The organism is Serratia sp. 2723 (genome assembly GCF_050434425.1).
GTDB lineage: Bacteria > Pseudomonadota > Gammaproteobacteria > Enterobacterales > Enterobacteriaceae > Chania.
In genome coordinates this window covers 298,622-316,109 of sequence record NZ_JBNDIN010000004.1, presented here as the reverse complement: position 1 = coordinate 316,109, position 17,488 = coordinate 298,622, and the positions used below count along the sequence as shown (strand labels likewise).

Below are 17,488 nucleotides of genomic sequence, written 5' to 3'. Positions count from 1 at the left end.
GGCGATAGGAATCAATAAAGGGAGGCTTGAATGAATGACTTTGAAAGCAACGTGACAGTAGCAGCGGCGATTATTGTCAAAAATGAAGAGCGCTGTATTGCTCGCTGCATCGACAGCTTACTTCCACTTTTTCAAGAAATAATCGTTGTTGATACAGGATCAACAGATAATACGCTTAGAATATTAAATGGCTATTTAGCTGATGGAGTTAAAATATTTCATATGGAATGGGAAGATAGTTTTTCAAAACCAAGAAATCTTGCCATAAGCAAGTTAATATCTAATTATATTTTTTTGTTGATGCAGATAAGTATGTTGTTTCTTCAAAGCATGAAGTATCAAAAATATTTGCAGAAATAAAAATAACAATAGAAACTTTATTGCAATTTGTCCAAAAATTAAAAATCATGATGGTGATATATCAAAGGCTATACGAAGAGGATTTGCTAATAATGGAGGGTTTTTCTATTTTGGATATGTCCATGAAGAGTTAAGGCGAAAAGACAGACATAGAATTATTGACATCAGTGTTGATATTATTATCAATCACGATGGTTATACTCATGATGTTGTAAAATCCAAGGAAAAATACAATAGAAATAATCGGCTGAATATAAAAAACTTATCTAAAGAGCCTTTGTATCTTCGTTGGAAATTTTTTTACTACCGAGACTGCTTTGAGGGGACTCCACCCGATGAAATTTATAAAGGCTTAGCGAAAGCAATAAAATGCGAAGAGTTAGAATCGTTAAGCATGACAAATATAAAGATGGTAGCCTATACCTTTTCCATCCTTAATCTGATGGCGAAAGCAAAACTAAGTATGATGGATAATGATAACGAATTTTATGAGGTGATTGATCTCATGGATGCTATCATTCCTTATAATAGCAATGGTTTTTACTATAAACTTATTTATGAGTTATTGAAATGGAAATGCAAGTGTAGAGCATCAATCAAAGAAATTATAGAATATAAAAGAAAGAATAAAAAAGCCTATGAGGGAATGGTTCATTCAGAGGGGCTACATATTGATGCTGCGCTTTCATTTTATCTTAATGAGATTGGTATGGTGAAACAGGCAAGAAAGCTATTGCTAAGTGTTAGGGATAATGGATTTTCACCGGAAATTGTTAATCAATACTTGAACAATACAAACACACTAAATTATGAGGATGATAATGGTAAGTAAAAGAATTTACTTTATTTACAGACCCAGCCCGACATTTGGTCGGTCTCCTATCCAAGGTGCAGGTGGCGGTTTGTTCGGTTTTTACAAAGAAGATAAATATATTACAGCTTTGCAGGATTATCTAAATAAAAAAAATCTCAACTGGATCGTTGAGCGGGATGATACTGAATCAGATATAGAGAAACTTATCGAGAAAAATGCTCAATTGCTGGTTTGCGCACCTGGATTACGCTTCCAGTTATATCGTAATGGTTTTGATAAAAAAAATATTATTTATCTTAGTACAATGGAATATGTGAGCAACAATATTAATCCTGTTGTTAAACGAATAAGGGAAATAAGTAATGAATAAATATCATGATTTAGTTTTAAGAGAAATAACAGATGAAATTGAATTGATGTCCGTTGGTGGCAGTGGTGGTGGCAGTGGGCAATGGGAAACTGGAGCTGCAGGGGCTTGGGCCGGAGTTATGGATGGGTTAGGTTATAGTTGTTCATTACCTGGTGGATTTTATGGCCCAGGTACTTCTGTAGCAACAGGTTCCGGGACTTGTGTAGGAGGAAATATGGGTTCGTCTGACCCCATATGGGGAAATTGAGAGGAGCTTAATCAAACGAACGTAAACTGATAGGATTATATTAAAGAATGGTTCAAAAAATAACGAAATACCATTTTAAATAAATTCTAATTCTAATTTTTGCATACTAGCCCGGCATTTCGCCGGGCTAACCACCAACCTGGCTATTGAGGAAGATAAACACACTAAGCTATCCTGCGAAATTGAGCAATTAGGTTAAAACTGACTGGGCTTATTGAAAAACGCGCCAACAGCGCGGAGGATCAAGGCTGATGATAGTATCAATGGTATATATCAGAAGTCCTTGGGGGTGTCATTAACATCAAGGATCATGAGTTAAAATTGGTACTGATGAGTGAGAGTTTTTTATATGGAGGCCAGTCCGTTATTTGCACTGACTTTAGTAGAATCAAGTTCTGGCCGTCAGGTAAGAACTTTGTCAGCAACCTGAGAAGTCGGTAGCGCGACCTTTTTCAGATTGATGACAAAGACTAAACGGGCGCAAATGCGCCCTACATGTTACATGCGTTCGACGGTTTCAATCCCGAGCGTTTCCAGACCGGTTTTCAACGTTTTGGCGGTCAGCAGGGCCAACTTCAGGCGGCTCTGACGGGCCTCTTCGCTTTCTGCATTGAGGATCTGGCAATGCTCGTAGAAGCCGGAGAACAGCCCCGCCAGGTCATACAGATAGGTACACATCACGTGCGGTGTACCTTCACGGGCGACCACGGTGAGGGTTTCTTCGAACTGTAGCAGGCGAGTTGCCAGCGCGACTTCACGTTCTTCGGTCATCACCAACGGCAGCGTCAGGTTGCTTTCGTCCACGTTAGCACGCTTGAACACCGAGGCGACGCGGGTATAGGCATACTGCATATATGGCGCGGTGTTGCCCTCGAAGGTCAGCATGTTATCCCAATCGAAGATGTAGTCCGTGGTACGGCTTTTCGACAGATCGGCATATTTCACCGCACCGATGCCGACCGCGTTAGCCACGTTCTGCATTTCATCGGCAGGCATATCCGGGTTTTTCTCGGCAATCAGCTTGCTGGCGCGTTCAACGGCTTCATCCAGCAGATCGGAGAGTTTGATGGTGCCGCCTGAACGGGTCTTGAACGGCTTGCCGTCTTTACCCAGCATCATGCCGAACATGTGGTGTTCCAGCGAGACGGAGTCTGGTACGTAGCCCGCTTTGCGCACGATGGTCCAGGCCTGCATCAGGTGTTGATGCTGGCGCGAATCGATGTAATAGAGAACACGATCGGCACCCAGGGTCTCGAAGCGATATTTGGCGCAGGCGATATCGGTAGTGGTATACAGGTAGCCGCCATCTTTCTTCTGGATGATGACACCCATCGGATCGCCGTCTTTATTTTTGTACTCATCCAGGAACACCACGGTGGCGCCTTCGCTTTCTACCGCCAGTCCTTTCGCCTTGAGATCGGCAACGATGCCCGGCAGCATGGCGTTGTACAGGCTTTCGCCCATGACGTCATCTTCGGTCAGGGTGACATTCAGACGGTTATAGGTCAGTTGGTTCTGCGCCATGGTGATGTCCACCAGCTTGCGCCACATCTTCAGGCAGTATTCGTCTCCGCCTTGCAGTTTGACCACGTAGCCACGGGCGCGCAGGGCGAAATCTTCGTCTTCGTCGTAGTTTTTCTTGGCTTCGCGGTAAAATTGCTCCAGATCCGACAGCCCCATATCGCTGGCGTGCTCGTTTTGCATTTTTTCCAGATAGGCGATCAGCATGCCGAACTGGGTACCCCAGTCGCCCACATGGTTGGCGCGCACCACTTTGTGGCCCAGAAATTCCTGAGTACGGGCTGCCGCATCACCAATAATGGTGGAGCGCAGGTGGCCCACGTGCATTTCTTTTGCCACGTTGGGCGCAGAATAGTCGATCACGATGGTTTGCGGCTTGACGGGGGCAATGCCCAGCTTGGCTGCGCCCAGGGTGGCATCGGCCTGGCGGGCAACCCATTCGCTGTTCAGGAAGATATTGATAAAGCCCGGGCCGGCAATTTCCACTTTGCTGCTGATGTCACCCAGATCCAGCAGTTGCACGACTTTCTCTGCCAGTTGTCGTGGCGGCATACCAAGAGTTTTGGCAACGGACATCACGCCGTTGGCCTGATAGTCACCAAACTGTGCTTTCGCAGACTGACGAACCTGAGCTTCGCAATCGGCAGGTGCGCCTGCGGCAATCAGCGCCTGGCTGACCTTATCTGATAGAAGAGCCTGAATATTCACCGGGTTACCTTAAATGACAAACGAGGGCCGTGCAGTACGCCCTCCGGATCAAAAGGTGGTTTTACTCCGTTGGCCTGCAAAACGCCTTGGCGCACAACTTGCAGTCCAGCAGGGACGACGCCGCATATCGCAGGCGACGCTCAACCACAAAACAGCCTGCAATTGTAACCGATTGACGGCACCGCGTCAGTAGTTGACGCGGGCTGGTATGGTGAAAGATAGAGAAAAGTGAAGGCCAAAAGGTAAGTAGGTGAATCAAACCGTCCTCTGTCATTGGTTTGATGGGAGCGGATTAATGGTGGCTTTAACGCTTTTTATTACCTCGGCCAGAGCGTAACGCACTATTCTGGCGAGTTTTGAAATGGCGATAAATCGCGTAGCCAGCAATGGTCATTAAAACAAGGGATATACCTAACAGTGTCATGTTTATTTATCCAAAATCAAATGCCCTCCTAACCTAACTTATTAGTGTCATCTAATCAATTGCATTGTTGCTGTTTAGGACTTCTCGCATTAAATCTGTTTTTTTATCATAAAAACATAGTGTTATAATTATCTTTGATTGGTCTTTGAATTTTATTCCAATCGATTTTCATACATTAGATTTGAGAAAGTAAAATGATAAAGCATTAGGGTGTCTTAAGAGTTTTAATAATGGATTGATTAAATATGATATAAGATGATTCTTTATTATTTCTTCTTTTGTGAAGGATAGCTCGGGCTGGAATAGGCACCAGCGCAAAAGAGGCAACATTATGTTCATCCGCCAGGTTTTTATTCTCTGATCCATAGCCTCCAGGCTATTCGACGTGTAGATTATTGGCCTGCCAAAAATCCTGGAGAACCTGAGAAACTTATGACTACTTTGTCATCGATCGCCGAACTTAACGACCTGACGCTGGATTTACCTCGCTTCGAACTGGCGCTGGAGCAGTTTGCACAACGGCTCCATCTCGAGCTGGCAAACTTCAACGCTGACCATATTTCGCTGCGTTGCCACCAGAACAGCACCGCCGATCGTTGGCGGCAGGGGTTGCTGCAATGCGGAACGCTGCTTTCGGAAACAATGATTAACGGCAGGCCGATTTGCCTGTTTGATCTCCATGAACCGCTGAAGGTCGGCCCTTGGCAGATTGACTGTATAGAGCTGCCGTACCCCGGCGAGAAACGCTATCCGCATGAAGGATGGGAACATGTGGAGCTGGTGCTGAGTGTCGATCCCGCTACCTTGTACGCCCGTGCCCTGGAACATCTGGCGGATGAGGCCTTGCTGCTACCGGGCATCAAACTCAAGCAGAGCTCACCTAAAGGTGAGGGCGAACGCTTAGCCAATCCGACCTTGGCGATCACTGATGGCGATGTCACCATCAAATTCCATCCACATCATATTCGTGACATCGTGGCTAGCGAACGGGCGAAACCATAGCGTGTCGTTCGTTGCCGGTTTCGAATGGGGGGTACGGGGAAAAATAGTGCGTTCACGTTATTTATCCTACTTAACGCCGCCACTGTGACTGCGATCGATCCATTAATCAAAATTGAGTGCCATAGTTAGCATCTTGTGCCGTTAAGACATCTATCAGGCTGTCATCCTGTAGCCTATAGGGCGACGGGTAAACGTTTGCTGTAGCATTTTTGACCGTTATTTGGGGGTAACAATAATGAAGCTGGAAGTTTGTTGCTATAGCGTCGACTGTGCCATAACAGCAGAGCATGCGGGCGCTGACCGCATAGAATTGTGTGCTAGCCAGAGTGAGGGCGGGTTGACGCCGAGCTTTGGTTCGTTGCGGCTGGCACGGGAGCGGGTAACGATACCCGTTCATCCAATAGTACGCCCGCGTGGGGGCGATTTCTGTTACAGCGCCGTCGATTTCGAGATTATGAAGAACGACGTGGCGCAAATTCGCGAGATGGGCTTTGCCGGTGTGGTTATCGGTATGTTGGACGACGAAGGGCATATCGATCTTGCGCGGATGCGTGAGGTGATGAAATCAAGCGGTGATATGGCGGTGACCTTCCATCGCGCGTTCGATATGTGTCAAAACCCGATGATGGCTCTGGATCAACTGACACAGCTTGGCGTGGCGCGTATTCTGACCTCTGGGCAGCAGCAGAATGCCGAGTTGGGCTTGCCACTGTTGCGCGACCTGCAGCATGCCAGCCAGGGGCCGATGATCATGGCTGGTGCCGGTGTGCGTTTGAGCAATATGCATAAGTTTGTGGATATCGGTATTCAGGAATTGCATAGCTCGGCCGGGCATACGGTGCCTTCCACTATGCGCTACCGTAAGGCGGGTGTCACCATGTGTGCCGACAATGAGTTTGACGAATTCAGCCACTACTGCGTGGATGGTGAAACGGTAGAGGCGATGAAGAATGCGTTGGCCATGCTGACGCCATCGTAGGGGCGCTGCATGCTGCGCCCGGTTGCGAGACCTGTTTGAAGCCCCGAATATTCGGGGCTTTTTGCATCTGTGCGCAAAAAAAGCCCTGAACAGGGTAGAGGTGCTCAGGGCAAACAGGTTCAATACTTCTCTGGTGTTGGCGCGATACCAACACTTTAACTCTAGTTAACGATGCGCCACTGCCTTAAGTTTAAATATTGATAAAATGTAACCGGCAGCTGTCGCTTATAGCAGGCTCTCCATCCAGTGAAAAATGACAGAGAGCATTTGCACGGTGCCGCCGATATTAAATATGACGGCGATCCAGATGCCAGGCATGAGGGTAAGCAATGCCATCAACAGCCTGTCAGCACCTCGCATTAACCACCCTTATGAATTTGTTGAGTTTTGTCCAGTCTAGCACGTCAGAGAAAGCGTTCAATCCTCAACGCTGGGCCCCGATCGGTTTTCCCCGCGATTGTATTGTCAGCGTTGATACATATGACAGGAAGCGACATGTTGCTGTGGAGACGATACCGTTTGTCGGTGCTTGCACGATACAAAATCAACCGGTTTCAGTTAGGAGGGTCCATGAGAGTTTACGTTGTGTGGTTAATGCTGGTTTGTTGTTCATTGTCGGGCTGTGTTGCGGCCTATTATCGTTAACGGAGGAGGGGAGATGCGTTATTTACTGATTGTCGGTCTTGTCATGTCGTTAACGGCTTGCGCCACGCTGTATTACAGGTGAATGATGAGATATTTTATTTTTTTGCTGACATTGGCATTGAGTGGTTGTGTTTCGGTGTATGGCCCAACTAAAACCGGTAACCAACCCGGCAGTGCGGCTGAAACTGCCGCTGGCGATCCGACAGCTGGTGCGAAGCCCACCTTGATAGGCAACCGTAAGCCGGATGAGTTGTTAACCCGTACTGAGGCAATTTTTGCCCAGAAGGGATTAAAGGCCACGGTTGTCGACCCACATCTGGGGATCGTTGGCACGACGGGCGATGACGCCGAACTGGCCAGCCTGTATCTGACTTGTTCAGACCAGCCAGGACCGTCAAATCTGAATACGACCTACCGGATCCTGGTGCAGATTTTTAGCGCCGGAGAAGGGACTAACGTAATGGTGCAAGTCAATGGCGTTGCGGGGCTGGTGGCGGCCGATGGCAATGATAAGGTCAAGCCTTTCGAGTGTTCATCCAGCGGGGTGTTTGAAAAGGATTTGCTACAGGCACTGAGAAAATAACATTTGCGACTAAAAGGGCGTAGCCTGTGTGCTGCGCCCTTACATGGTGCGTCGGCTAAGGCTTAGGGCTTTTTGGCGATCAGCACGGCGCGGATCGGTGCCGGGTAGCCTTCAACCGTTTTGGTTGGATCTTGGGGATCGAGAAACTCGGCCAGTGATTCGCTGGTCATCCAGTCGGTACGGCGCTGCTCTTCGGTACTGGTCGGGCAGATATCGGCAATCCTGACGTCCACAAATCCGCATTTCTCCAGCCAGCACTTCAGCGCTTCTGCAGACGGAATAAAGTAGACGTTACGCATCTGCGCGTAGCGGTCGCCAGGTACCAACACCTGATGGCGATCGCCTGGCACTACCAGCGTTTCCAACACTAGCTCGCCCTCGGAAACCAGCTGGTTCTTCAACTGATACAGGTGATCCAGCGGGGAACGGCGGTGATAAAGTACGCCCATAGAGAAAACGGTGTCGAAAGCGGCCAGTTCGGGCAGTTGTTCGATACCCAGCGGCAACACATGGGCGCGTTGATCGCCACCCAGCAGTTTACGTACAGCTTCAAACTGGCACAGGAACAGCTGCATCGGATCGATACCCACCGCCAGATGCGCCCCGGCACCTACCATGCGCCACAGATGATAACCGCTGCCGCAACCCACATCCAGAATGGTACGGCCAGCCAGCGGGGAGATATGCGGCAGCACTCGATCCCACTTCCAGTCGGAGTGCCATTCGGTATCGATATCGATGCCGTAAAGCGAGAATGGCCCTTTGCGCCATGGCATCAGCGTACGCAGCATTTTCTCAATGCCTTCGAGCTGGCCTGGTGACAGCGGTTGTTCCATCTCTGCACGGACGCCATGCAATAAATCCAACTGGGTCGGCGTCAGGGATGGTAGATGCTCTACCGAATTGAACCATTGCTTGAACTTGCCATGCAGCGATTCACGTTGCCAGGCGGTGATTTGCGCCGGCAGCGTATCCAGCCAGTGGCTCAGCGGGCTTTTGGCGATGCGCTGGTAGAAGTCGCCAAATTCGATCATGCGGTTTCTCCTGATTTCAGGGCGATCAACGAGCCGAAGTTGAAACATTGGAACCAGACTTCTGCATGTTCAAAACCGGCTTGCCGGAGGCGCGCTTTATGCGCTTCGACCGAATCGGTCAGCATCACGTTTTCCAGCATGCTGCGCTTTTGGCTGATTTCCAACTCGCTGTAGCCGTTGGCTCGTTTAAAGTCGTGGTGCATGTTGAACAACAGTTCACCGACGTCCGCATCCTCAAAGCTGAATTTCTCTGAAAGCACCAAGGCACCTCCTGGACGTAGCCCGCGATAAACCTGTTCGAGCAGGCGCAGCCGATCGGCCGGTTCAAGAAACTGTAGGGTGAAATTCAACACCACCATCGAGGCGTTTTCGAGGGTAATGTCTAAAATGTCCGCTTCAATGACCTCGACCGGCGTATCGGCGCGAAACGCATCAAGGTGACGGCGGCAGCGCTCTACCATCGCGGGAGAATTATCGACCGCAATAATCTGACAGCCTTCGACGCTGATGTTCCTGCGCATCGATAGCGTGGCCGCGCCGAGCGAGCATCCCAGGTCATACACCCGGCTGTGTGGCTGGACAAAGCGTTCGGCCAGCATGCCAATCATTGAAATGATATTGGAGTAGCCCGGAACGGAACGCTGGATCATGTCTGGGAAGACTTCAGCAACGCGCTCGTCGAAGGTCCAGTCGCCCAGTTTGGCGATCGGGGCGGAAAAAAGAGTATCGCGGTTTGGCATAGCGGCAAATCAGGTCAGAATTCGAAGGGGCGTATACTAACAGAAAAGCGGCGCAGGCAGAAGCAGGCGGCGTGGCCGCCTGAACAGAGGGGATATCAGTGCAAACTGAAGATAATGTCCCACGGCAGATAAACGATATTGGCTATCACCATCAGTATCAAAGAAATATAGGTAGCCGCCATACCCGAACGGCGCCAGCGGACTTCACGGTTACGCAAGCCATAGTAGTGAACCAGCCGGCCTGCCATCAGCAGCAAACCACACAGATGCACCATCCAGACTTCGGCACCGTTCATCTCCATGATCACCAACAGGATGGCAGCGATCGGGATGTATTCCACGGCGTTACCGTGTACGCGGATCGCGGTTTGCAGCTCGTAGAACCCGCCGTCACCATAGGCGACCCGGTACTGCATTCTCAACCTGACTACATCAAAAGAGAGTTTGATCAACAACAATGCGCCAAGCACCACATAGAGCGCGCTTACCATTCTTAACTCCATTCGTAACCAAATCTGGCAACGAGCATCATAACCGTCATTATCTCGACTGTCGCGAGGAAATATCCGATGAGATCCAGCAGATTAATCGGTTAAAACAAGGCTTCCTGCTCTGGCCAGTCCGGTGGCATTGCTAAATTCGGAATTATGCCGTGTAGCCGTTGCCAGATTTTCTGTGCCTGCTGCGGTGAATCACTGTTATCTGGCGTGTGAATAAACAGGTAAGGCTGATGTTGTTGCGCCCAGTCAGGCAGCCTCTGTTGCCAGGACTCGAACCAGCGCTGATTGTCCGCCAGCACGTCACCGCCGATAAAGCGGATCAACGGGTTGTTGGCCGTTACCACTGCATGCACCGGCAGCTTGGGCTTTTTCTGTTGTGCGTCGCGGATCGCCGGGCTGTGTGGCTTGGCATGGTGCAGTGGGCGGCTATCGAGGATGGTGCGGTTAATGCCTCGTTGGTGCAAACCCTGATTCAGTTGGCGTTCAGCGTCACCCTTGGCGAAAAATTCCAGATGGCGGACCTCGACTCCGTAGGTAAACTCCGGCGGTAAGGCATCAAGAAAAGCCCAGAGAATGCCGAGATGCTCGGGTGCAAAGGCGGCGGGTAACTGCAACCACAGCTGTCCAATACGCCCTTCAATGGGGCGCAGGCAATCATAAAATGCCTTGATATCGGCTTCACAGCCGCGCAGTGCCGCTTTATGGCTGATCGCTGACGGGAATTTAAAGCAAAAACGGAAATCATCGCCGGTCATGTCGCGCCAGCGATGTACAATCTCTGCTTTTGGCAAGGCGTAGAAGGTGGTGTTGCCTTCCACACAGTTGAAGTAGCGGCTGTAGTCTGCCAGATCGCGCAGGCCGATGCGGTTCCAGGCCGGATGTTGCCATTGCGGTAGTCCAATATAAATCAACGGTCACCTTCCATGTTTTACTTTCTGGTAACAACGTTAACGGTATCTGCGCCGCCTTTCAAGTGACACCAGGCTTACAGTGCGGCAAGGATTTCACTGGTACTGCGCACACGGGCGATACGCGGGAAGATATTATCGAAGGCGAATTGGTGCATCTCGGCGCCGTAGGTGCTGCACATGTCTTCGGCTATCACCAGCTCGTAGCCATGTTCCCAGGCCGCACGAGCGGTAGACTCCACGCCAATATTGGTGGCGATACCGCCCAATACCACCGATTTGATACCCCGACGGCGCAGTTGCAGGTCCAGATCGGTGCCATAGAATGCGCCCCATTGGCGTTTGGTGATCAACACATCGCTGTCTTGTACTGCCAGCTCTTCGGGGAATTCCCACCAGGACGCTGGCAGCCCACCGACCGGAGACGGCGAAGGTCTATCTACCGGCTGCTTGAGGGCTTCGGCAAAGGAATCAGACCAGCCGACACGCACCAGAAACACGGGGGCATTCAGCGCGCGGAAACGCCCTGCCAGATGGGCCGCATGGGTGACGACTTGGCTGGCACTGTGCGGACCAGCGGCGTAAGGTAGTATGCCGTTTTGCAGGTCGATCAGGACCAGGGCGGTGGTTTGGGCATCAAGTTTCAGCATTGGGAGCGTCTCAGGGTTAAAGTGGTTTAAATCTTTGTTGGTCGCTGGTCGTTAAACGCCTATCCAGATAGCATCTGTTATGCCTTATGGATGCGCATTCATGCGCTTGCGGCATTTGCACATCCCTGTACGGCGCAGCTTGGCGATCACAACGCTACGGTTTGAAAGACGACGGGTATACAGGCTACGTGATAAAACTGCTGCTGGTTAATGGGAAATTTGTTAACCGATGTGTTGTTTGCTACCGATAGATGCGATTTAGCATTGCAACAATGCCGTGTTCGCTCTTATCTGGCGCAGGAATTTCCTTTATAATGACCGCCTTTTTTCACCAATCTTTAATCCAGCGATCTATGCCGATTTATGAATATGCATGTGGCTCATGCCAACATCGATTAGAGAAACTACAAAAATTTTCCGACGCGCCGTTGACTCAATGCCCGGCGTGTGGGCAGCCCGCACTGACCAAGTTGATCTCTGCCAGCGGTTTCCAGTTAAAGGGTACTGGCTGGTATGCAACAGACTTCAAACCGGGTGATAAATAACAATTCGTCAGATAACCGCCGTGCGGAAACAGCAACTGTTGCCAACCTCCGGCGGAATCGGCTTAAGTCAAAAGGATAGCGTATGCGTACTGAATATTGCGGGCAGTTGAATCTGGCCCACGTCGGCCAGGAAGTCACTTTGTGTGGTTGGGTCAACCGCCGCCGCGATCTGGGCGGCCTGATCTTTATTGATATGCGTGACCGCGAAGGCATCGTGCAGGTGTTCTTCGATCCGGATCAGAAAGCGGCCTTCGACAAAGCCTTCGAACTGCGTAACGAGTTCTGCATCCAGATCGTCGGTACCGTGCGTGCGCGCCCGGAAAGCCAGGTCAACAAGGATATGGCAACTGGCGAAGTTGAGGTGTTTGCTCACGCGCTGGAGATCATCAACCGCTCCGAACCACTGCCGTTGGACTCGAACCAGACCAACAGCGAAGAAGCGCGCCTGAAATATCGCTACCTGGATCTGCGTCGCCCGGAAATGGCCGACCGCCTGAAAACCCGTGCCAAGATCACCAGCTTTGTGCGCCGCTTTATGGACAGCCACGGTTTCCTGGATATCGAAACCCCCATGCTGACCAAAGCCACGCCGGAAGGTGCCCGTGACTATCTGGTACCAAGCCGCGTACATAAAGGTAAATTCTACGCGTTGCCGCAGTCCCCACAGTTGTTCAAACAACTGCTGATGATGTCTGGCTTCGACCGTTACTACCAGATCGTCAAGTGTTTCCGTGACGAAGACCTGCGCGCCGATCGCCAGCCGGAATTCACCCAGATCGACGTGGAAACCTCCTTCATGAGCGCCGAGCAGGTGCGTGAAGTGATGGAGCAACTGGTGCATGAACTGTGGCTGGACGTGAAGGGCGTCGATCTGGGTAAATTCCCGATCATGACCTTTGCCGAAGCGATGCGCCGTTACGGTTCCGATAAGCCAGACCTGCGTAACCCGCTGGAGCTGGTGGACGTTGCCGATCTGGTGAAAGACGTTGAGTTCAAAGTATTCTCTGGCCCGGCGAACGATGCCAAAGGCCGCGTGGCCGCGATTTGTGTTCCGGGTGGCGCACAGCTGACCCGTAAGCAGATCGACGAATACGGCGCTTTCGTTAATATCTACGGCGCCAAAGGTTTGGCATGGCTGAAGGTTAACGATCGTGCTGCGGGTATGGAAGGCGTGCAAAGCCCGATTGCCAAATTCCTTAGTGCCGAAGTGCTGGAAGCGATCCTGGTGCGTACCAATGCGCAAACCGGCGACATTCTGTTCTTCGGTGCCGACAGCTTTAAAATCGTTACCGATGCCATGGGCGCGCTGCGCTTGAAAATTGGCCGCGATCTGGGCCTGACCAAGCTCGACAGCTGGGCACCGCTGTGGGTGGTCGATTTCCCAATGTTTGAAGAAGACGGCGAAGGTGGCCTGGCGGCGATGCACCATCCGTTTACCGCACCGCGCGATATGAGCCCGGAAGAGCTGCAAAAAGATCCTACCTCAGCTATCGCCAATGCCTACGATATGGTGCTGAACGGCTATGAAGTGGGTGGCGGTTCCGTGCGTATTCACCGCAGTGAAATGCAGCAAACCGTCTTCGGCATTCTTGGCATCAATGAGCAAGAACAACGCGAGAAGTTCGGCTTCCTGCTGGATGCGCTGAAGTACGGCACGCCTCCGCACGCCGGTTTGGCCTTCGGTCTGGATCGTCTGGTGATGTTGGTGACCGGTACCGAGAACATCCGTGACGTTATCGCCTTCCCGAAAACCACCGCGGCAGCCTGTCTGATGACCGATGCACCAAGCTTCGCCAACCCGGCTTCGTTGCAGGAACTGGCGATCAGCGTGGTGAAGAAAGCCTCAGCCGAACAAGAGAGCGAGTGATGAATTACAAGCGGCCCGAGTCTATTCTGGTAGTGATTTATGCAAAATCCAGTGGCCGGGTGCTGATGTTACAGCGGCGTGACGATACGGAGTTCTGGCAGTCGGTGACCGGCAGCCTCGAAGAGGCCGAATCGCCGCCGCATGCCGCGCAGCGCGAAGTCATGGAAGAGATTGGCATCGATATCGCAGCAGAGGGGCTGCCGTTGTTCGATTGCCAGCGCTGTGTGGAATTTGAACTCTTTGTCCATTTGCGACACCGCTATGCGCCGGGAACCACGCGTAATAAAGAGCACTGGTTCTGTCTGGCGTTACCTGATGAGCGCGATCCGGTCTTGACCGAACATCATGCTTACCAATGGCTTGAGGCGTCCGAGGCGGTCAAACTGACCAAGTCCTGGAGTAATCAGCAGGCGATTGAAGAGTTTGTGATCCATTCTGTCCAGTAGTTCTTTTTGGAGATATTTTTATGGCAGGTCATAGTAAATGGGCCAACACCAAACACCGCAAAGCTGCACAAGATTCCAAACGCGGTAAGATTTTCACTAAAATTATCCGTGAGTTGGTGACTGCCGCCAAATTGGGCGGCGGCGATCCGGGGGCGAACCCGCGTCTGCGTGCGGCTATCGATAAAGCGCTGTCTAACAACATGACGCGCGATACCCTGAACCGTGCTATCGCCCGTGGCGTAGGCGGCGATGATGATACCAATATGGAAACCATCATCTATGAAGGTTACGGCCCTGGTGGCACTGCGGTAATGATCGAGTGCCTGAGTGACAACCGTAACCGTACCGTGGCAGAAGTGCGCCATGCCTTCACCAAGTGTGGTGGCAACCTGGGTACCGACGGTTCCGTGGCCTATCTGTTCACCAAAAAAGGCGTGATCACCTATGCACCGGGTCTGGATGAAGACACTGTGATGGAAGCCGCGCTGGAAGCGGGTGCCGAAGATATCCAGACCTATGACGATGGTGCCATTGACGTCTTCACCGCCTGGGAAAATCTGGGTGAAGTGAAAGATGCGTTGACCGCCGCAGGTTTTGAGGCAGACTCGGCCGAGGTTTCCATGATCCCGTCCACCAAAGCGGATATGGATGCGGAAACGGCGCCTAAGTTACTGCGCTTGATCGACATGCTGGAAGACTGTGACGACGTGCAGGAGGTTTACCATAACGGTGAGATCTCCGACGAGATCGCTGCAACGTTGTAATGCAGGTGAACGATGGCGTTGCCAACCGGCAACGCCAGGCAACAATCAATGCAGGGTGGTGGTAGCAATGGCGATCATACTGGGTATCGATCCCGGCTCGCGCGTCACCGGCTATGGCCTGATCCGCCAGCAGGGCCGCCAACTGACCTATGTTGCCAGCGGTTGTATTCGTACCGTGGTGGATGATATGCCAACGCGCCTGAAGCTGATTTATGCCGGCGTGAGCGAAATCATCACCCAGTTTCAACCGGACTTCTTTGCCATCGAACAGGTGTTTATGGCCAAAAACCCGGACTCGGCGCTTAAGCTGGGGCAGGCGCGGGGCGTGGCGATCGTTGCCGCCGTCAATCAGAACCTGGAAGTGTTTGAGTACGCGGCGCGCCAGGTAAAACAGACGGTGGTCGGTACCGGTGCGGCAGAAAAGTCTCAGGTGCAGCATATGGTGCGCTCATTGCTGAAGCTGTCTGCCAATCCACAGGCGGATGCTGCGGATGCGTTGGCTATCGCCATTACCCACTGCCATCTCAGCCAGAACGTGCTGCGCATGAGTGAAGGGCGGTTGAATCTGGCGCGCGGGCGTTTGCGTTAGGGCCGTTGAAATGTGGCAATGTTGCTAAATGTCAGTAATCTGAGGCTGGATATTCATCCAGCCTTTTTTATGGTATAAGCTGTATCAATACTGCGTGGCAGTGCGCCACGTACAGGGATCCATTCAGGAGGGGTAATGATAGGTCGTCTCAGAGGAATTATTCTGGAAAAGCAGCCACCGCTGGTGTTACTTGAAACCAATGGCGTCGGGTATGAAGTGCATATGCCGATGACCTGCTTTTACGAACTGCCGGAGCTGGGGCAAGAGGCTATCGTGTTTACCCAATTCGTGGTGCGTGAAGATGCACAGCTGCTGTATGGGTTCAATGATAAACAAGAGCGTGCGCTGTTCCGTGAGCTGATCAAAGTGAACGGCGTAGGGCCGAAACTGGCACTGGCTATCCTCTCCGGCATGTCTGCCCAGCAGTTTGTCAGTGCGGTAGAGCGTGAAGAGGTCACCACATTGATTAAATTGCCAGGCGTGGGCAAGAAAACTGCCGAGCGTCTGGTCGTTGAAATGAAAGACCGCTTCAAAGGATTGAACGGCGATCTGTTCAATAACAGCAGCGAAATCCCCCTGCCGGCCAGCGCGGCCAAAGCGGCGGAGATGGATATTGAAGCCGAAGCTGCCTCTGCGCTGGTGGCCTTGGGCTATAAGCCGCAGGAAGCCAGCCGTATGGTCAGCAAGGTTGCCAAGCCGGGTGCGGATTGCGAGGCATTAATCCGCGAAGCATTACGTGCCGCACTGTAGGGCGGAAAGGGGTAGACCATGATTGAAGCCGACCGCCTGATCTCTGCCGAGCCGTTCAATGAAGAAGAGGTGCTGGATCGTGCGATCCGTCCCAAGCTGCTGACGGAGTACGTCGGTCAGCCACACGTGCGTGAGCAGATGGAAATCTTTATTCAGGCGGCCAAACAACGCGGCGATGCTCTGGATCACCTGCTGATATTCGGGCCGCCGGGGTTAGGTAAAACCACCCTGGCCAACATCGTAGCCAATGAGATGGGCGTTAACCTGCGAACCACTTCTGGCCCAGTGCTGGAAAAGGCTGGGGATCTGGCGGCAATGCTGACCAACCTGGAGCCGCATGACGTCCTGTTTATCGACGAAATCCACCGCCTTTCGCCGGTAGTGGAAGAGATCCTGTATCCAGCGATGGAAGACTATCAGCTGGATATCATGATCGGTGAAGGCCCGGCGGCACGCTCAATCAAGCTCGATCTGCCACCGTTCACCTTGGTTGGGGCAACCACCCGTGCCGGTTCCTTGACCTCTCCATTACGCGATCGCTTCGGTATCGTGCAGCGCCTGGAGTTCTATCAGGTGGCCGATCTGGAGCATATCGTTTCCCGTAGTGCCAACTGCCTGGGGCTGGATCTGTCTACCGATGGGGCGCATGAAGTGGCTCGTCGCGCCCGCGGTACGCCACGTATTGCCAACCGCCTGCTGCGCCGCGTGCGCGACTTTGCCGAAGTGCGAGCCAACGGGGTGATCAATGGCGAAGTGGCCATGCAGGCGTTGGATATGTTGAACGTCGATGCGGAAGGTTTCGACTATATGGACCGCAAGCTGTTGCTGGCGATTATCGACAAGTTTACCGGTGGCCCGGTAGGTTTGGATAACCTGGCGGCGGCGATCGGTGAAGAGCGTGAAACGATAGAAGACGTGATTGAGCCTTTCCTGATCCAGCAGGGGTTTATTCAGCGTACTCCGCGTGGCCGAATGGCGACCAATCATGCCTATAAGCACTTTGGTATCGAGCGGGAAGAGAAGTAGAAATCCAGTATTTACG

Annotated in this window: 20 protein-coding genes; 14 read left to right on the top strand and 6 right to left on the bottom strand. The window is 51.7% G+C overall.

From position 1 onward, the window contains the following. Window positions 1-30 precede the first annotated feature (30 nt). The 4 genes from ABIE29_RS08485 (at window position 31) to ABIE29_RS08470 (ending at window position 1,791) form a co-directional block, all read left to right on the top strand. Window positions 31-360, top strand: a complete 330-nt coding sequence (locus ABIE29_RS08485; RefSeq protein WP_429617918.1) for a glycosyltransferase — start codon at window positions 31-33, stop codon at window positions 358-360. Window positions 361-754: 394 nt separating this feature from the next. Beyond that, window positions 755-1,192, top strand: a complete 438-nt coding sequence (locus ABIE29_RS08480; RefSeq protein WP_429617916.1) for a hypothetical protein — start codon at window positions 755-757, stop codon at window positions 1,190-1,192. After that, window positions 1,182-1,544 (top strand): nitrogen fixation protein NifS, encoded by a 363-nt coding sequence (locus ABIE29_RS08475; protein ID WP_429617914.1) that lies wholly within the window; start codon window positions 1,182-1,184, stop codon window positions 1,542-1,544. Before ABIE29_RS08480 ends, ABIE29_RS08475 begins: the two co-directional genes overlap by 11 nt. After that, window positions 1,537-1,791: a hypothetical protein gene (locus ABIE29_RS08470; RefSeq protein WP_429617912.1), complete on the top strand. Its 255-nt coding sequence runs from the start codon at window positions 1,537-1,539 to the stop codon at window positions 1,789-1,791. The genes ABIE29_RS08475 and ABIE29_RS08470 overlap by 8 nt, the downstream gene beginning before the upstream one ends. A gap of 498 nt (window positions 1,792-2,289) precedes the next feature. Here the strand turns inward: ABIE29_RS08470 and argS are convergent, their stop codons facing one another. Further along, window positions 2,290-4,020: an arginine--tRNA ligase gene (argS, locus tag ABIE29_RS08465; RefSeq protein ID WP_429617911.1), complete on the bottom strand. Its 1,731-nt coding sequence runs from the start codon at window positions 4,018-4,020 to the stop codon at window positions 2,290-2,292. An 856-nt stretch (window positions 4,021-4,876) separates the two neighbouring features. Between argS and ABIE29_RS08460 the strand changes: the two genes are divergently transcribed. The 3 genes from ABIE29_RS08460 (at window position 4,877) to ABIE29_RS08450 (ending at window position 7,653) form a co-directional block, all read left to right on the top strand. Next, window positions 4,877-5,446: a VOC family protein gene (locus ABIE29_RS08460; protein ID WP_429617909.1), complete on the top strand. Its 570-nt coding sequence runs from the start codon at window positions 4,877-4,879 to the stop codon at window positions 5,444-5,446. Between the two features lie 232 nt (window positions 5,447-5,678). Then, window positions 5,679-6,425 (top strand): copper homeostasis protein CutC, encoded by a 747-nt coding sequence (gene cutC / locus ABIE29_RS08455; protein ID WP_429618081.1) that lies wholly within the window; start codon window positions 5,679-5,681, stop codon window positions 6,423-6,425. A gap of 730 nt (window positions 6,426-7,155) precedes the next feature. Then, on the top strand, window positions 7,156-7,653 hold the full coding sequence (locus ABIE29_RS08450) for a hypothetical protein (protein WP_429617907.1): 498 nt from the start codon (window positions 7,156-7,158) through the stop codon (window positions 7,651-7,653). Between the two features lie 62 nt (window positions 7,654-7,715). Here the strand turns inward: ABIE29_RS08450 and cmoB are convergent, their stop codons facing one another. From cmoB to ABIE29_RS08425, 5 genes are all read right to left on the bottom strand, one after another. After that, on the bottom strand, window positions 7,716-8,687 hold the full coding sequence (gene cmoB, locus ABIE29_RS08445; RefSeq protein ID WP_429617905.1) for a tRNA 5-methoxyuridine(34)/uridine 5-oxyacetic acid(34) synthase CmoB: 972 nt from the start codon (window positions 8,685-8,687) through the stop codon (window positions 7,716-7,718). Further along, window positions 8,684-9,427 (bottom strand): carboxy-S-adenosyl-L-methionine synthase CmoA, encoded by a 744-nt coding sequence (gene cmoA, locus ABIE29_RS08440; protein ID WP_429617903.1) that lies wholly within the window; start codon window positions 9,425-9,427, stop codon window positions 8,684-8,686. The genes cmoB and cmoA overlap by 4 nt, the downstream gene beginning before the upstream one ends. A gap of 95 nt (window positions 9,428-9,522) precedes the next feature. After that, on the bottom strand, window positions 9,523-9,918 hold the full coding sequence (locus ABIE29_RS08435) for an MAPEG family protein (RefSeq protein WP_429617901.1): 396 nt from the start codon (window positions 9,916-9,918) through the stop codon (window positions 9,523-9,525). Between the two features lie 101 nt (window positions 9,919-10,019). Further along, complete coding sequence (locus ABIE29_RS08430; protein ID WP_429618079.1) at window positions 10,020-10,835, bottom strand: DUF72 domain-containing protein; 816 nt, start codon at window positions 10,833-10,835, stop codon at window positions 10,020-10,022. Between the two features lie 77 nt (window positions 10,836-10,912). Next, the gene (locus ABIE29_RS08425; protein WP_429617900.1) at window positions 10,913-11,485 is read right to left on the bottom strand and encodes a hydrolase; all 573 of its coding nucleotides are present in this window, start codon (window positions 11,483-11,485) and stop codon (window positions 10,913-10,915) included. Window positions 11,486-11,736: 251 nt separating this feature from the next. Here ABIE29_RS08425 and ABIE29_RS08420 point away from each other — a divergent pair, with 251 nt between their 5' ends. The 7 genes from ABIE29_RS08420 to ruvB all read left to right on the top strand — a co-directional run bounded on the left by ABIE29_RS08420 (window position 11,737) and on the right by ruvB (window position 17,472). Further along, on the top strand, window positions 11,737-12,030 hold the full coding sequence (locus ABIE29_RS08420) for an FmdB family zinc ribbon protein (RefSeq protein WP_429617898.1): 294 nt from the start codon (window positions 11,737-11,739) through the stop codon (window positions 12,028-12,030). A gap of 82 nt (window positions 12,031-12,112) precedes the next feature. After that, window positions 12,113-13,897: an aspartate--tRNA ligase gene (gene aspS, locus ABIE29_RS08415; RefSeq protein ID WP_429617897.1), complete on the top strand. Its 1,785-nt coding sequence runs from the start codon at window positions 12,113-12,115 to the stop codon at window positions 13,895-13,897. Next, window positions 13,897-14,343 carry a dihydroneopterin triphosphate diphosphatase gene (gene nudB, locus ABIE29_RS08410; protein WP_429617895.1) on the top strand — a complete coding sequence of 149 codons (447 nt, stop codon included), beginning with the start codon at window positions 13,897-13,899 and terminating at the stop codon, window positions 14,341-14,343. The genes aspS and nudB overlap by 1 nt, the downstream gene beginning before the upstream one ends. 20 nt (window positions 14,344-14,363) lie before the next feature. Then, window positions 14,364-15,107, top strand: coding sequence for a YebC/PmpR family DNA-binding transcriptional regulator (locus ABIE29_RS08405; RefSeq protein WP_429617893.1), 744 nt, complete (start codon window positions 14,364-14,366; stop codon window positions 15,105-15,107). Between the two features lie 67 nt (window positions 15,108-15,174). Beyond that, on the top strand, window positions 15,175-15,696 hold the full coding sequence (gene ruvC, locus ABIE29_RS08400; RefSeq protein WP_021181146.1) for a crossover junction endodeoxyribonuclease RuvC: 522 nt from the start codon (window positions 15,175-15,177) through the stop codon (window positions 15,694-15,696). A gap of 135 nt (window positions 15,697-15,831) precedes the next feature. Next, window positions 15,832-16,446 (top strand): Holliday junction branch migration protein RuvA, encoded by a 615-nt coding sequence (gene ruvA / locus ABIE29_RS08395; protein ID WP_284122569.1) that lies wholly within the window; start codon window positions 15,832-15,834, stop codon window positions 16,444-16,446. A gap of 18 nt (window positions 16,447-16,464) precedes the next feature. Continuing rightward, window positions 16,465-17,472 carry a Holliday junction branch migration DNA helicase RuvB gene (gene ruvB, locus ABIE29_RS08390; RefSeq protein ID WP_024486543.1) on the top strand — a complete coding sequence of 336 codons (1,008 nt, stop codon included), beginning with the start codon at window positions 16,465-16,467 and terminating at the stop codon, window positions 17,470-17,472. Window positions 17,473-17,488: the final 16 nt, after the last annotated feature.